Source organism: Kitasatospora sp. NPDC036934 (assembly GCF_055608425.1).
This window is the reverse complement of record NZ_JBVJQR010000005.1, coordinates 83,919-98,568: the sequence shown is the minus strand read 5'-3', so window position 1 is coordinate 98,568 and position 14,650 is coordinate 83,919. Positions and strand designations below refer to the sequence as shown.

The following is a 14,650-nucleotide window of genomic DNA, read 5'->3' as shown; positions in this document are numbered from 1 at the left end:
CGACGGGCCCGTCCCGGGGGTTCCCGGGGCGGGCCCGTGTGGTCTCACCTCTGCCGACCATTTGGGTGAGGGTGCAGGTCAGGGGGTGTTTCGGGGGGCGGTGAGCAGGCGGGGCTGCGGCACTGTCGGGGTGGATTTCCCCTGACACGAGAGGTGGCCGCGCATGGCTCACAGTACGAACACGAGTCCGCCCACCGCAGGGCACAGCGGGCTCAAGCGGGAGGTGGGCCTCGCCGGGCTGCTCTGGGCCTCGGTCGGCGCGATCATCGGCTCGGGCTGGCTGTTCGGGGCGCAGAAGGCGGCGGTGGCGGCGGGCCCGGCCGCCATCGTGTCCTGGGGCATCGGTGCGGTGGCGATCATCCTGCTGGCGCTGATCCACGCCGAGCTGGGCGGGCTGTTCCCGGTAGCGGGCGGCACCGCCCGCTACCCGCACTACGCCTTCGGCGGCTTCGCGGGGATGTCCTTCGGCTGGTTCACCTGGCTGCAGGCCGCGACGATCGCGCCGATCGAGGTGCAGGCGATGATCAACTACGCCCAGCACTGGAGCTGGGCGGACGGTCTGCTGAACAAGGACCTGACCCTGACCGGCTCCGGCTTCGTCGTCGCGGCTGTCCTGCTCGGGGTGTTCGTGGCGATCAACTTCCTCGGCGTCCGGCTGCTCGCCCACACCAACAGCGCGGCCACCGTGTGGAAGGTCGCCATTCCGGTCCTGACCATCTTCGCCTTCGGCCTCACCGAGTTCCACGGCTCCAACTTCGACGTCCACGGCTTCGCGCCGGACGGCGCCAAGGGCGTGCTGGCGGCGATCAGCACCAGCGGGGTGATCTTCGCGTTGCTCGGCTTCGAGCAGGCCATCCAGTGGGCGGGGGAGAGCCGAAACCCCCGCCGGGACATCCCCCGGGCGGTGCTCGGCTCGGTGGTCATCGGCACGGTCGTCTACCTGATGCTCCAGGTGGTGTTCATCGGCGCGCTGCCGCCGGAGACCGTCGCCGGTGGCTGGAGCAAGCTCACCTACCCGGGCATCAGCGGGCCCTTCGCCGGTCTGGCGACCCTGATCGGCCTGGGCTGGCTGGCCACCGTCCTGTTCATCGACGCGGTGATCTCCCCGGCCGGTACCGGGCTGGTCTACATCACCTCCAGCTCCCGCGTCACCTACGGCCTGAGCCGCAACGGCTACGCGCCGCAGGCCCTGCAGTACACCGACCGCAACGCGGTGCCCTGGCTGGGGCTGATCATCGCCTGGGTCGCCGGGGTGCTCTGCTTCCTGCCGTTCCCGAGCTGGCAGCGGCTGGTCGGCTTCATCACCTCGGCCGTGGTGCTGATGTACGCGGGCGCCCCGCTGGCCTTCGGCGTGCTGCGCAAGCGGCTGCCGGGGATGGAGCGTTCGTACCACCTGCCCGGCGGCTCGGTCCTCTCGCCGATCGCCTTCGCGGTGGCGAGCCTGGTCATCTACTGGTCCGGCTGGGACACCCTGTGGCGGCTGGGCCTGGCGATCATCATCGGGTACCTGCTGCTCGGCGGGTACTCCGCGTACGCCGCCTCGAAGGGGGTGCCGAACGCGCCGCGGATGGACTTCAAGGCCGGGCAGTGGCTGCCGGTCTACCTGGTCGGGATGGGGATCATCTCCTGGCAGGGCACCTTCGGCGTGGGCGCCCAGGGGAACCTGCCGCTGTGGTGGGACATCGCGGTGGTGGTGCTGTTCTCGCTGGTCGTCTACTACTGGGCGCTGGCGGTGGCGCTGCCGGCCGAGGAGATCGAGCGCAACATCCGCGGTGTCGAGGTGGTGGACGCGGGCGGGCACTGAGCAACCGCCTCGCGCCGAGCAGCACTCCGCCCCGTCGAGCACCGGCTCGGCGGGGCGGAGTGCTGTGCGTCAGTGCTGCTGGTCGGACGGGGCGTTGGTCGGCGGGTTGCTGCCGCTGCCCGTCGCGGTGTTGTTCGGGTCGGGCTTGGGCGCCGGGTCGGGGATGTCGGTCATCGGCATGGACTTCTTGGGCGTGCCCTTCAGGGCGTCGTTCATGGCGTCCCGCCAGATCGGGCCGGGGCCGTCGGCGCCGAACACCTCGGTGTGGTAGCTGCCGTTGATGGTGATGTTGCGCATCTCCACGCCGCCGGCCGGGCCGCCCAGCCAGATGGAGGTGGCGAGCTGGGGGGTGTAGCCGCTGAACCAGGCGGCCTTCTTGTGGTCCGAAGTGCCGGTCTTGCCGGCGATCTGCCGGTTGTCGTCCAGGTGGAGCGCCGAGCCGGTGCCGCCGTCCTTGGTCACGCCGTTCAGGACGGTGTTCATCGCCCGCGCCGTGTCCTCGGAGAACGCCTTCTCGCAGTGGCCGGCCGGGACGGGCACGTCCTTGCCGTCCACGGTGGTGATCCGGCTGATCGCGAGCGGGTCGCAGTGGGTGCCCTCGGCGGCGAAGGTCGCGTAGACGTTCGCCATGGTCAGCGGGCTCATCTCCTCGACGCCCAGGGCCATCGCGGGCACCTCCTCCAGCGGCTTGCCGCTGGCCTTGGCGGTGATGCCGACCTTGTTGGCCATCTGCTTGACCGCGCAGAGGCCGATCTCCTGCTCCATCTGCACGAAGTAGGTGTTGACGGAGAGGGCCATCGCCTGCTTCAGCTGGTACGGGCCCTTCTCGCTCGCGGACTCGTTGGGCACCACCGTCTTGGGCCGGGCGTCGTTGCGCCACGTCCCCTCGCAGGTCTTCATGTTCGGGTACGGCATCGAGTTCGGGGCGGAGTACTCCTGGGTCGGCGGCAGGCCGGCCTCCAGGGCCGCGGCCGCGACGATCGGCTTGAACGTGGATCCGGGCTGGAAGCCGGTGCCGCCGCCCATCGCCAGGTCGACGTTGAGGTTGACCATGGTCTGGTTCTTGGTCGTGTCCAGGCCGTAGGGCCGGGTCTGGGCCATGGCGAGGATCTTGCCGGTGCCGGGCTCGACCATGCTCGCGGCGGCGGAGACGGTGTCGGTGACCCTCACGTTGCTGCTCACCGCGTTCTGGGCGGCGGCCTGCTTGTCCGGGTCCAGGGTGGTGTAGATGTTCAGGCCGCCCTTGTCCCAGAAGGCCTTGCGGTCCTCGCCGCTCTTGCCGAAGGCCGGGTCCTGCTTGACCACGTGGCGGACGTAGTCGCAGAAGAAGCCCATGCCCGCCTTGGCGGTGATGCAGCCGTTCTGCGGGTCCTTGTACTTCAGACCCAGCGGGGCGGCCTTCGCCTCCTTCGCCTGGTCGGCGGTGATGTGCTTGTTCTCCAGCATCTTGTCGATGACGGTGTCCCGGCGCTTCTGGGCGGCCACCGGGTGCAGCCTGGGGTCGTACTGCGCCGGGTTCTGGACCAGCCCGGCCAGGGTGGCGGCCTCGGCGATGGTCAGGTCCTTGTTGCTCTTGCTGAAGTAGCGCTGGGACGCGGCCTCCACGCCGTAGGCGCCGTTCCCGTAGAAGGTGATGTTGAGGTAGTTGGTGAGGATCTGCTCCTTGGGCAGTTCCTCCTCCAGCTTGATCGCGACCTTGAGTTCCTGGATCTTGCGGCCCAGGGTCTTGCGCTGGGCCTCCTTGACCGCGTCCTTGTCGTCGCCGGCCTTCTCCACGTTGACGTTCTTCACGTACTGCTGGGTCAGGGTGGAGGCGCCCTGGGCGGTGGTGCCGCTCTCGGCGTTCTTGCCGAGCGCGCGCACGATGCCCTTGAGGTCGACGGCGCCGTGCTCGTAGAACCGGGCGTCCTCGATGTCGACCTGGGCCTTCCGCATGAACGGCGACATCTGGTCGGCGGTGAGGACGGTGCGGTCGCGCTCGTAGACCTTGGCGATCAGCCCGCCCTTGGCGTCGAAGATCTGGGTGGCCTGGGTGAGCGGTGGCGTCTTGAAATCGTCGGGAATGTTCTGGAAGCTCTCCGCCGTGTCCTTGGCGGTCAGTCCCATGGCACCGACAGCCGGCAGGACGAGGCCCGCCAGCAGGACACCGGACACGACGCTCACACCGAGGAAGGTCGCACCGTGGCGGGCCAGCCGGAGCGGCTTGCTCCGGGCGGGGCGGGGGGCCGCGTCGTCGGCGGGGTTCGGTATGCGAGAGCGATGTGAGTCCACATCACGTTGATGTCGCGAGTGTGGAGAAAGGTTGCAGGCGTAGTGCCCGGGATGATCCGGGAGGGCGCTATGGGGCGTGATTTCCGTTTTGCGGGGGGCAGTTGGCCCCGCCGCCCGGTGGCGCGGCGGGGCCAGGCGTCGTCGGGGTGGGCGCCGTCGGGGTGGTCGTCGTCGGGGTGGGCCGGCGGACCTACGCTCCGGCGGTCGCCGCCCAGGCGGTCTCGGCGGCGGCCAGGGCGGGGGCGGCGTCGGCCCCGGTCGCGCCGGCGAGGGCGCTCAGGCAGGCGCGGACGGTCTCCAGCGAGGCCGCCCGGCCGTAGTGGTTGACCCGCAGCATCTCCGCGGCCAGCGCCCCGCCACCGGCCTGGACCGGCAGCGCCGGGTCGAGGGCGGCGGCCAGCTCGGCGGCGTGCAGGCCGGCCGCGGTGCGCAGGGTGGTGGCGACCGGGGCCGCGTGGGCGTCCTGGTGGACGTACGGGCTGAGCGTGCCGAGCGCCCGGGCGCCGGCCCTGGTGGCGGCGGAGGCGGCGCGGTGGCGGGCGATCACGGCGGGCAGGCCGTCGGCGGTGATCCGGTCCAGGCAGGCGCCGAGTGCGAGCATCTCCAACTGGGCCGGGGCGTGCGGGAGTACGGTGCGTCCGGCGTCCGTCCAGCGCTCCTTCCAGTCCAGCAGGGAGAGGTAGGAGCGGCGCGGGGCGGCCGGGTTGGCGGCGATCCGCTCCCAGGCGCGCTCCGAGACGGAGACGGCGGAGACCCCGGCCGGGCCGCCCATCGCCTTCTGGCCGCCGATCACGCACAGGTCGATGCCCCACTCGTCGGTGAGCAGCGGCTCGGCGGCGACCGAGGCGACCGCGTCGAGCATCAGCAGGGCGCCGTGCCCGCGCACCACGGTGGCGATCTCGGCGACCGGGTTGGTGTTGCCGGTGGCGGCCTCGGCGTGCACCAGGGAGACGAAGTCGATCTCCGGGTGGCGGTCGAGGGCCTCGGCGACCTGCGCGGCGGTGACCGCGCTGTCGAAGGGCACCGCGAGGTCGACGACCGTCGCCCCGCAGGAGCGCAGCCAGTTGCCGAAGGTCTGCCCGTACGGACCGGTGACGATGTTGAGCGCGGTGGAGCCCGGGTGCGCGGCGCCGCGGATCGCGGCCTCCAGCGGGAGCAGGGCCTCACCCTGGGTGACGATGACGTCGGCGTCGGTGTGCAGCAGCCCGGCCACCTGGTCCTCGATCGCGGCGAACCCGGCGGCGCTGAGCGGGGGGAGGTCGAGGAAGGGACTCACGGTGTCGGGGCCTTTCGCACGCGGACGGGTGGTGGGTGCGGCAACGAGTCTGCCGCATTCGTCCTCCTTACAGGGAACCCGCCCGTCGGTAGAGTGCCGCCATGAGCGAAGGCGCGGTGCTGCACGTCCGGGGTCGGGTGCTGGTCGGTCCGGAGGAGGTCCGGGACGAACTCTGGGTGGTGGACGGCCGGGTGAGCTTCACCCGCCCGCCGGCCGCCGGGGACGTCCGGACGGTCACCGGCTGGGTGCTGCCCGGACTGGTCGACGCGCACTGCCACGTCGGCCTGGACGCCCACGGCGCCGTGGACGCCGAGACCAGCGAGAAGCAGGCGATCACCGACCGTGACGCCGGCACCCTGCTGATCCGTGACGCCGGCTCGGCCGCCGACACCCGCTGGATCGACGAGCGGGAGGACCTGCCCCGGATCATCCGGGCCGGCCGGCACATCGCCCGCACCCGCCGCTACATCCGCAACTACGCCCACGAGATCGAGCCCGGCGACCTCGCCGCGTACGTGCGGGCCGAGGCCCGGCGCGGCGACGGCTGGGTGAAGCTGGTCGGGGACTGGATCGACCGCGACCGCGGCGACCTCGCCGCCTGCTGGCCCGGCGACGCACTGGCCGAGGCGATCGCGGCGGCGCACGAGGAGGGCGCCCGGGTCACCGCGCACTGCTTCGCGGCCGAGTCGCTGCCGGACCTGCTGGCCGCGGGGATCGACTGCGTCGAGCACGCCACCGGGCTGACCGAGGAGCTGATCCCGGCCTTCGCCGAGCGCGGGGTGGCCATCGTCCCGACGCTGGTCAACATCGCCACCTTCCCCGAGCTGGCGACCGGTGGGGAGGCCAAGTTCCCGGCCTGGGCGGCGCACATGCGGCGGCTGCACGAGCGCCGCTACGCCACCGTCGGCGCCGCGCACGACGCGGGCATCCCGGTGTTCGTCGGCACCGACGCGGGCGGCTCGCTCGCCCACGGGCTGGTCGCGGACGAGGTGGCGGAACTGGTGAAGGCGGGGCTGAGCCCGGCCGAGGCGCTGTCGGCGGCGAGTTGGGGAGCGCGGGAGTGGCTCGGGCGGCCGGGGCTGGCGGAGGGGGCGCCGGCCGACTTCGTGGTGTACCGGGAGGATCCGCGGGCGGACGTCCGGGTGCTCGCGGACCCGCTGCTGGTGGTGCTGCGCGGGCGGCCGGTGGGCTGATCGGCCGACGGGGGCCGACGGGGGCCGACGGGGGGCAGCCAGGGCCGGTGGGGGCCGCCGGGGCGGGTCGTTCGCGGTCGGTGGGACGGTCGTTCGCGGTGGTCATCGACGGTGACGCCCTGTCGGTATCGGCCGATAGGGTGACGCCCATGGCACCGCGTCCACTGAACGAGATCGTCGAGCCCGGCTGGGCCGCCGCCCTGGAACCCGTCGCCGGACGGGTCGCCGCCATGGGCGACTTCCTGCGCGCCGAACTGGCCGCCGGCCGTACGTACCTGCCCTCCGGCCCGAACGTGCTGAGGGCGTTCCAGCAGCCCCTCGCCGACGTGCGGGTGCTGATCGTCGGGCAGGACCCGTACCCGACCCCCGGGCACGCCGTCGGGCTGAGCTTCTCGGTCGGGCCCGAGGTGCGTCCGATCCCGGCGAGTCTGATCAACATCTTCCAGGAGTACGGCACCGACCTCGGTCTGCCACAGCCGTCCAACGGGGACCTCACGCCGTGGACGAACCAGGGCGTGCTGCTGCTCAACCGGGCCCTGACCACCGCGCCGCGCAAGCCCGCCGCGCACCGGGGCAAGGGCTGGGAGGAGGTCACCGAGCAGGCGATCCGGGCGCTGGTGGCGCGCGGCGGTCCGCTGGTGGCGATCCTGTGGGGGCGCGACGCCCGTAACCTGCGGCCGCTGCTGGGGGACGTCCCGGCGATCGAGTCGGCGCACCCGAGCCCGTACTCGGCGAGCAGCGGGTTCTTCGGCTCGCGGCCGTTCAGCCGGGCGAACGAGCTGTTGGTGCGGCAGGGGGCGCAGCCGGTGGACTGGCGTCTGCCGTAGGGCAGTTGGCCCCCCTGGGGCCCGTCCTCAAGCCCGTGTCTGCGGGGCGGGGTCGGGGCACGTGCCTCGCCGCGTTGTCGTCGGTCGCCGATGGCCCCCCAGCCTTCGGCCGGAAGGTGCCCCCGCCGCAGTGGATCCCTCCTCCGCCTTGCGACGCACGCACTCCGACGCCGCCCCGCCCGCCCTCCGGGCGAACGACGGGGGTTTGAAGACGGGCCTAGCAGATCCGGGTCAGCGCGGAACGTCAATCTCACTCCTACGGGTGAAATGACTTTCCGTGTTGCTCATGTGACGGATCGTTCGAGAAGACTGGCGGCTCATCGTTTCATCTGTGTGGGGGTACCGCCTTGTCTCCGTCGTCCCGCCCGTCGTCCCACCCGTCTTCCCGTTCGCCCCTTTCGTCGCGCCGAATCGTTTCTGCCGCCGCCGTGGTGGTGGCGAGCACCGCGCTCACCGCCGGGCCCGTCCAGGCCGCCCCGTCGGCGGCTCCGGCTCCGGCCTCCGCACAGGCCTCATCGCCGGGGAAGGCGCGCGCCGTCACCGCCGAACTCGCCCTGGACGTCAGCCTGTTGAACAAGGCCGTGGACGTCCCGGTGGACATCGCGCTGAACAAGGTGGAATCCCCGGCTCAGCGCGACGGTTCCGTCCTCACCGCCAAGGTGGCGGGCGTCGACCAGGTCGGACCGGTCGAGCTGGTCAAGGCCGACATCGGCAAGTCCGTCACCCGGGTCGACGCCAAGGGAGCCGTCGCCTCCGTCAAGCTGGTCAACGCCGATGTGCACGCCCCCGGGCTGCCCGCCACCGCGCTGCTCGGGCTGGAGGCGATGAGCGCCGAGGCCACCTGCCCGGTCGACGGGCAGCCGACCGCGGACGTGGTCGCGCCCGCCAAGCTGACCGTACTGGGCAAGCCCGTCACCGTCGGGCTGTACGGCCCCACCAAGGTGGACGTGCCGCTGGTCGGCAGTGTGTCGGTGGAGTTCTCCAAGAAGAGCACCACCACGACCACCGCCGCCGCCTCCGCCCTGGAGGTGCAGGTGGAGGTGAACCCGCTCAACCTGAACGTCGCCAAGGTCACCGGGAAGATCACCGTCGCCTCGGTGAGCTGCGAGAAGCCCACCGGCCCGGCCGCCACCTCCGGCCCCACCGACACCCCGAGCGCCGCGCCCACCAGCGCCCCCGCCGCCCAGCCGGTCGCCGACACCACCGCCTCGCGCGCCGCGGTGCCGCAGGCGGCGGTGGACAGGCCGGAACGGCTCGCCACCACCGGCGGCAGCAGCGCCACCGCCCCGCTCGCCGCCGGCGCGGCCGCCCTGGTCGCGGGTGGTGCCGCCGCGCTGTGGGCCACCCGGCGCCGCCGGGCCGCGCACGCCCGCCGGGGCTAGGCACTCCGCGGCTGGGCACTCCGCGGTGCGGGAGTGCCGCGCCCGGCACTCCCGCACCGTGACCGTGCCGACGCGGACGGTTGGTTCACATGCGCGTTACATGAGAGGAACAACCGGGAAACGGCGGCTTGCGACGCTACGCGGGCACCCACCACCCAGCAATGCGAGGGACAAGCCGTGGCAATCAAGGCCGAGTACATCTGGATCGACGGCACCAAGCCGACCGCGAAGCTCCGTTCCAAGACTCGCGTCCTGCCCAACGCCGACAAGATCCCGACCTGGGGCTTCGACGGTTCCTCGACCAACCAGGCCGAGGGCCACGCCTCGGACCGCGTGCTGGAGCCGGTGAAGGTCGTCAAGGACCCGATCCGCGGTGGTGACAACATCCTCGTCCTGTGCGAGGTCCTGGAGACGAACGGCACCCCGCACGAGTCCAACACCCGCGCCCTGCTGCGCGAGGTCGAGGAGAAGTACACCGCGCAGGAGTCGATCTTCGGCATCGAGCAGGAGTACACCTTCTTCAAGGGCTCCCGCCCGCTCGGCTTCCCGGAGGGCGGCTTCCCGGCCCCGCAGGGCGGCTACTACTGCGGCGTCGGCGCCGAGGAGGTCTTCGGCCGCGAGATCGTCGAGCTGCACCTGGACCGCTGCATCGACGCCGGCCTGGCCATCTGCGGCATCAACGCCGAGGTCATGCCCGGCCAGTGGGAGTTCCAGATCGGTCCGGTCGACGCGCTGACCGTCTCCGACGACCTGTGGATCGCCCGCTACCTGCTCTACCGCACCGCCGAGGAGTTCGGCATCGACGCCACCCTGGACGCCAAGCCGGCCCGGGGCGACTGGAACGGCGCGGGCGCCCACACCAACTTCTCCACCAGGGCGATGCGCGAGGGCTACGACGCCATCATCACCGCCTGCGAGTCGCTCGGCACCTCCCAGGAGAAGGTGCTGGAGCACGTCACCCAGTACGGCGCCGACATCGAGTCCCGCCTGACCGGCAAGCACGAGACCGCCCCGTGGAACGTCTACAGCTACGGCGTCTCCAACCGCGGCGCGTCGGTCCGCATCCCGTGGCAGGTCGAGGTGGAGCAGAAGGGCTACATCGAGGACCGCCGCCCGAACGCCAACGTCGACCCCTACGTCGTCACCCGCCTGCTGATCAACACCTGCTGCGAGGCCCTGGAGAAGGCCGGCCAGGTCTGATCCCCGCCTCCCGCACGCCCGCAGGCCCTTCCCCGCACACCGGGGCAGGGCCTGCGGGCGTTGTGGGCGGGGCGCTGTCGGTCGACCGCTGCGGGTCGGGCAAATCACTGGTCAATTTCGGTTGGCCACCGGACAATTCACGGCATGACCCGACAGCCGCTGCTCCTCCTCGACGTGGACGGACCCCTCAACCCCTTCGCCGCGCCCAGGTTCCGGAGGCCGGACGGCTACCGCACCCATGACCTGATGCCCAGCTGGTGGGCCGAGCGACAGAGCCGGCGGGCCGCCGAGGGGGAGGAGGCGAAGCCGCTGCGGGTGTGGCTGAACCCCTCGCACGGGCCGGAGTTGCTGGCGCTGCCGTACGAGCTGGTGTGGGCCACCACCTGGATGGCCGAGGCGAACGCGCTGATCGGCCCGCGCATCGGGCTGCCCGAACTCCCGTACATCTCCTGGACGGACCTCTTCGGGGAGGATCCGGACGGGCTGCACTGGAAGACCAGGGACGTGGTGGTCTGGGCGGACGGGCGGCCGTTCGTCTGGGTGGACGACGAGCTCGGGCCGCAGGACGCCGAGTGGATCGCCGCCCACCACCCCGGCCCGGCGCTCGCCCTGCACGTCGACCCCCGGAAGGGCATGCGCGCCGGGGACTTCGCGACCCTGCTGGAGTGGGCGGCCGCCGCATGACCGGCCGCCCGCTGCTCCTGATCGACGTGGACGGACCGCTCAACCCGTACGCCGCGCCCGACACCGACTGCCCCGACGGCTACGGCACCCACCGGCTGCTGCCCGAGTCCTGGGTGGCCCGGCACGCGCCGCACCCGCGGGAGGAGGTCGAGCCGCTGCGGGTGTGGCTGAACCCGGCGCACGGACCGGAGTTGCTGGCGCTGCCGTACGAGCTGGTGTGGGCCACCACCTGGATGGCCGAGGCGAACGCGCTGATCGGCCCGCGCATCGGGCTGCCCGAACTCCCGTACATCTCCTGGACGAACCTGTTCGGCGAGGATCCGGACGGGCTGCACTGGAAGACCAGGGACGTGGTGGTCTGGGCGGACGGGCGGCCGTTCGTCTGGCTGGACGACGAGCTCGGGCCGCAGGACATCGAGTGGATCGCGGCGAACCACCCGGCCGAGGCGCTGCCGCTCTGGGTGGACCCCCGGGCGGGGCTGCGGGAGCTGCACTTCGCGGCGCTGCGGGAGTGGGCGGAGGAGGAGCCGGCGTGCTGATCGGCAGGATCGAACGGCTGCGCCGCTACCCGGTCAAGTCGCTGCTGGGGGAGGAGCTTTCGGCGGTCGAGGTGTCCGCGCGGGGCCTGGCCGGCGACCGCGGGCGGGCTCTGCTGGACGTGGTGAGCGGACGGGTGGCCAGCGCCAAGAACCCCCACCGGTGGGCCGGACTGCTCGGCTACTCGGCGACGACCGCGGCGGACGGCCGGGTGGCCGTCACCGGCCCGGACGGGCGGGCCGCCAGTGAGGCGGAACTGTCCGAGGCCTTCGGCCGCGAACTCGTCCTGATCGCCGAGCGCCCGCCCGGTGCGACGGTCGAGCGGGCCGTGCCGGAGGAGGTGCTGGCGCGCGGGATCGAGGCGGAAGTACCGTTCACCATCAGCGAGTTGGGGCGGGCCGCGGCGGAGGGTGGGTTCTTCGACTTCGCCCCGCTGCACCTGATCACCAGCTCCACGCTGCGCGCCGTCGGTGCCGGTGCCGGTGCCGGTGCCGGAGTCGAGGCCGAGCGCTACCGACCCAACCTGGTGATCCGCACCGAGGGCGAGGGTTTCGTCGAGAACGCCTGGGTGGGGCGGGAGTTGACCGTCGGGGCGGAGCTGCGACTGCGCATCGTGGCCCCCACCCCGCGCTGCGCCGTCCCCACCCTGCGGCACGGCGGGCTGCCGCGCCGGACGGAGGCGCTGCGCGGGCCCGCCGAACTCAACCGGCTGGTCCCGTTGGAGGGCATGCCGGCGCTGCCCTGCGCGGGGGTGTACGCCCAGGTGCTGGCGCCGGGGTCGATCCGTACCGGCGACCCGGTCAGGCTGGAGCCGGCGCCGAACCCAGCACCTTTTCCAGGGTGCTGAGGAAGCGGTCGGTGGTCTCCTCGTCCCGGACGGCGATCCGCAGCCAGTCCTCGCCGAGGCCGGGGAAGGTGTCCCCGCGCCGGACGGCGAAGCCGTGCTCGCGCAGCCGCTCGCGGACCGCCGCCGCGCCCGGCAGTCGGACCAGGACGAAGGAGGCGGCCGGTTCGCCGTACACCCGCAGCGTCGGGAAGGCGGCCAACCCCTTCAGCAAGTAGTCGCGCCACAAGGCGAGTTCGGCGGCTGCCCGGTCCGCCTCGGCCAGTGCCGACGGACCACTGCAGGCCTCGGCGGCGGCCAGCGCCGGGGTGGAGACCGGCCAGAGCGGCTGGGCGGCGCCGAGGGCGGCGATCAGCGGCGCCGGTCCGAGGACGTAGCCGATCCGCAGGCCCGCCAGACCCCAGGTCTTGGTGAGGCTGCGCAGCACGACGACCTGTCCGGGCAGGCCCCGGGCGGCGGCGAGGGACTCCCGTTCGCCCGGCACGGTGTCCATGAACGCCTCGTCCACCACCAGGGTGCGCCCGGGTCGGGCGAGCGCGGCGACGGCCTCGGCGGGGTGCAGGACGGAGGTCGGGTTGGTCGGGTTGCCGAGGACGACCAGGTCCGCCTCCTCCGGGACGGTGCCCAGCCGGAATCCGTCGTCGGGGGAGAGCAGTACCCGGTGCACCTGGTGCCCGGCGTCCCGCAGGGCCGCCTCCGGCTCGGTGAACTGCGGGTGCACCACAACCATGTGACGAGCCATCAGAACGCGGGCGAGCAGGACGAAGGCCTCGGCCGCTCCGGAGGTGAGCAGCACCTCCTCGACCGAGCGCCGGTGCCGGGCGGCCACCGCGGCGCGGGCGGTGCCCTGGTCGGGGTAAGCGGCCAGGGTGCCGAGGGTGGCGGCGAGGTGTTCGCGCAGCCAGGCCGGAGGGGTGTCGGTGCGGACGTTGACGGCGAGGTCGACCAGCTCGCGGCCGTCGGCGCGCACCTCGGCGTCGCCGTGGTGGCGCAGGTCGGGTTCGTGGGTGGTCATGCGGTCGCTCCAACGCCGGTCTGTGCGGGCTCGCAGGGTTCGCCGGTCCGAGCGGGCTCCCCGGGCTGGCCGGGCGCCTCGGACGGGCCGGGCAGGCCGGGCACCCGCAGGACCTCGTACGGGCCGGGCGGCACGGTGAGCCCCGAGCCGTCGCCGAGGGCCACCAGGGCGACGGCGTGCCCGTGCGCGGCCAGGGTGACGGCCGCCCCGGTGTGGTCGACGACCTGGCCGGCGTGGTCCATGGCCGCCCCGGCCCACTCCAGCACCTCGCCACGGGTGTTCCGCACCGTCCCGGGCTCCGGCACCGCGACCCGGCGCGTTCCCGGCCGGAGCAGCGCGGCCACCGCCTCGACGGCCTCCGGCCGGCCCACCACCACCGAGGCGCGCCGCAGTTCGGCCAGTGCGCGCGGCACCAGCAGGTCGTGGGCGCCCGGCCCGAGGCCGACCAGCGCCAGCCGTCCGCGCACCGCCGCCCGGGCGATCGCCACCGTGGCCGTCGCCGACTTCCGCTTGGCGACGACGAGTTCACCGCCGTCCGCACTGGCCAGCGCCGCCGCCTCGGCGACGCTCGCGGTGCCGACCGCCGCGCCGACGGCCTCGGACGGGTTCGGCACGGCGCGCCGCGCCAGCTCCTCCGCCGGGTGCTCCTCCACCGGCACGTGCAGGCAGCGCGCGGCCCACCGCACCGCCGGGTGGTCGGCCTTGCCGGCCACGGTGGCGATCCGGGCGATCGCCGAGCGCAGGTAGCCGGTCTCCTTCAGGACGTCCGTCAACAGCCGCATGGCGTCGGCCGGTTCGGTGCCACTGCCGGCGCCGATGCCGACCACCAGGGTGCGCGGGATGACCAGGAGGTCGCTGCTGCCGGGGTCCTCCCGGTCGGTGATCCGCAGCACGGGGGCGTCCTCGGGGGCGTCCGGCCGGATGGTGGGCGGCAGTGCGGGCAGCGGGTACGGCACCTCGCCGACCAGCCGGACCGGGCGGCCGTCCGCCACCGCCCGGTCCACCTCGCGGGCGCCGGGGCGGTAGAGGCGGGTGGCGTGCGGGACGAGCGGGTCGAGCGGGGCCTCCGGGCCCGGCGGCGGGCCGGTGAACACCGGGGTGACCCCGAGGGCGGCCGCCACCTCCCGGGCCAGCTCCTCGGCGGAGTCGGCGTGGGTCAGCGGGATCACCCAGCGCCGCCCCGGGTCCAGGCAGAGCACCTCGGCCCCGCGCGGGACCGCGACCCGGTCATCGCTCAGCAGTCCGACGACGGAGCCCAGTGCGCCGACGGCGATCACCTGGCGGTGCTCGGTGAGCGCGAACTGCATCGCCTCCGGTCCCTGGAAGCAGTTGCCGTGCGAGGCCCGGTAGACGTGGGTGGCCTCCGGCCAGAGGTCGTGCAGTTCGCCGGCCAGCGGGCGGCCGGGCCCGTAGAGGGCGACCAGTCCGATCACGTTCCCGCACTCCTTGCTGTTCCCGGGCCCTGGGCTCCCGGGCCCCCGTGATCCCACCACGCAAGGCCGAAACGGGTCAATCGCGGCGCCTGTGACCTCCGCCGCCGTCCGCCGCCAGTCGCCGCCGTCCGTGGCCAGCCGCCGCTGTCCGCCGCCCGTGGCCGCCCGTGGCCGTCCGTGGTCG

General features: G+C 73.2%; 12 protein-coding genes. 8 read left to right on the top strand and 4 right to left on the bottom strand.

Annotation, left to right across the window (positions count from 1 at the left end):
• The first annotated feature begins 163 nt into the window (after window positions 1–163).
• Window positions 164–1,804 (top strand): APC family permease, encoded by a 1,641-nt coding sequence (locus tag ACZ7BZ_RS09580; RefSeq protein WP_470357865.1) that lies wholly within the window; start codon window positions 164–166, stop codon window positions 1,802–1,804.
• Between the two features lie 69 nt (window positions 1,805–1,873).
• On the opposite strand, the gene ACZ7BZ_RS09575 is transcribed toward ACZ7BZ_RS09580, so the two are convergent.
• Window positions 1,874–3,967: a transglycosylase domain-containing protein gene (locus tag ACZ7BZ_RS09575; RefSeq protein ID WP_470357864.1), complete on the bottom strand. Its 2,094-nt coding sequence runs from the start codon at window positions 3,965–3,967 to the stop codon at window positions 1,874–1,876.
• Window positions 3,968–4,265: 298 nt separating this feature from the next.
• Window positions 4,266–5,351: a pyridoxal-phosphate-dependent aminotransferase family protein gene (locus tag ACZ7BZ_RS09570; protein ID WP_470357863.1), complete on the bottom strand. Its 1,086-nt coding sequence runs from the start codon at window positions 5,349–5,351 to the stop codon at window positions 4,266–4,268.
• Between the two features lie 101 nt (window positions 5,352–5,452).
• Here ACZ7BZ_RS09570 and ACZ7BZ_RS09565 point away from each other — a divergent pair, with 101 nt between their 5' ends.
• From ACZ7BZ_RS09565 to ACZ7BZ_RS09535, 7 genes are all read left to right on the top strand, one after another.
• Window positions 5,453–6,544: an amidohydrolase family protein gene (locus tag ACZ7BZ_RS09565; RefSeq protein WP_470357862.1), complete on the top strand. Its 1,092-nt coding sequence runs from the start codon at window positions 5,453–5,455 to the stop codon at window positions 6,542–6,544.
• 149 nt (window positions 6,545–6,693) lie between these two features.
• A complete protein-coding gene (locus tag ACZ7BZ_RS09560; protein WP_470357861.1) occupies window positions 6,694–7,371 on the top strand; it encodes a uracil-DNA glycosylase in 678 nt (225 codons plus the stop codon).
• A 428-nt stretch (window positions 7,372–7,799) separates the two neighbouring features.
• On the top strand, window positions 7,800–8,753 hold the full coding sequence (locus ACZ7BZ_RS09555; protein ID WP_470357860.1) for an SCO1860 family LAETG-anchored protein: 954 nt from the start codon (window positions 7,800–7,802) through the stop codon (window positions 8,751–8,753).
• A gap of 177 nt (window positions 8,754–8,930) precedes the next feature.
• Window positions 8,931–9,953 carry a glutamine synthetase GlnII gene (gene glnII, locus ACZ7BZ_RS09550; protein WP_470357859.1) on the top strand — a complete coding sequence of 341 codons (1,023 nt, stop codon included), beginning with the start codon at window positions 8,931–8,933 and terminating at the stop codon, window positions 9,951–9,953.
• Window positions 9,954–10,097: 144 nt separating this feature from the next.
• Window positions 10,098–10,637, top strand: a complete 540-nt coding sequence (locus tag ACZ7BZ_RS09545; protein WP_470357858.1) for a hypothetical protein — start codon at window positions 10,098–10,100, stop codon at window positions 10,635–10,637.
• Window positions 10,634–11,176 (top strand): hypothetical protein, encoded by a 543-nt coding sequence (locus ACZ7BZ_RS09540; protein ID WP_470358026.1) that lies wholly within the window; start codon window positions 10,634–10,636, stop codon window positions 11,174–11,176. The genes ACZ7BZ_RS09545 and ACZ7BZ_RS09540 overlap by 4 nt, the downstream gene beginning before the upstream one ends.
• A complete protein-coding gene (locus ACZ7BZ_RS09535) occupies window positions 11,170–12,021 on the top strand; it encodes an MOSC domain-containing protein (RefSeq protein ID WP_470357857.1) in 852 nt (283 codons plus the stop codon). Before ACZ7BZ_RS09540 ends, ACZ7BZ_RS09535 begins: the two co-directional genes overlap by 7 nt.
• Here the strand turns inward: ACZ7BZ_RS09535 and cobC are convergent.
• Together cobC and ACZ7BZ_RS09525 are read right to left on the bottom strand one after the other, a co-directional pair.
• Complete coding sequence (cobC, locus tag ACZ7BZ_RS09530) at window positions 11,975–13,033, bottom strand: Rv2231c family pyridoxal phosphate-dependent protein CobC (RefSeq protein WP_470357856.1); 1,059 nt, start codon at window positions 13,031–13,033, stop codon at window positions 11,975–11,977. The genes ACZ7BZ_RS09535 and cobC overlap by 47 nt on opposite strands.
• On the bottom strand, window positions 13,030–14,466 hold the full coding sequence (locus ACZ7BZ_RS09525) for a cobalamin biosynthesis protein (protein ID WP_470357855.1): 1,437 nt from the start codon (window positions 14,464–14,466) through the stop codon (window positions 13,030–13,032). The genes cobC and ACZ7BZ_RS09525 overlap by 4 nt, the downstream gene beginning before the upstream one ends.
• Window positions 14,467–14,650 lie beyond the last annotated feature (184 nt).

Excerpts from the sequence above, each read along its gene's own strand:
- cobC (WP_470357856.1), bottom strand. The coding sequence starts at position 13,033 with ATGACCACCCACGAACCCGACCTGCGCCACCACGGCGACGCCGAGGTG.
- ACZ7BZ_RS09540 (WP_470358026.1), top strand. The coding sequence starts at position 10,634 with ATGACCGGCCGCCCGCTGCTCCTGATCGACGTGGACGGACCGCTCAAC.
- ACZ7BZ_RS09580 (WP_470357865.1), top strand. The coding sequence starts at position 164 with ATGGCTCACAGTACGAACACGAGTCCGCCCACCGCAGGGCACAGCGGG.
- ACZ7BZ_RS09545 (WP_470357858.1), top strand. The coding sequence starts at position 10,098 with ATGACCCGACAGCCGCTGCTCCTCCTCGACGTGGACGGACCCCTCAAC.
- ACZ7BZ_RS09565 (WP_470357862.1), top strand. The coding sequence starts at position 5,453 with ATGAGCGAAGGCGCGGTGCTGCACGTCCGGGGTCGGGTGCTGGTCGGT.
- ACZ7BZ_RS09560 (WP_470357861.1), top strand. The coding sequence starts at position 6,694 with ATGGCACCGCGTCCACTGAACGAGATCGTCGAGCCCGGCTGGGCCGCC.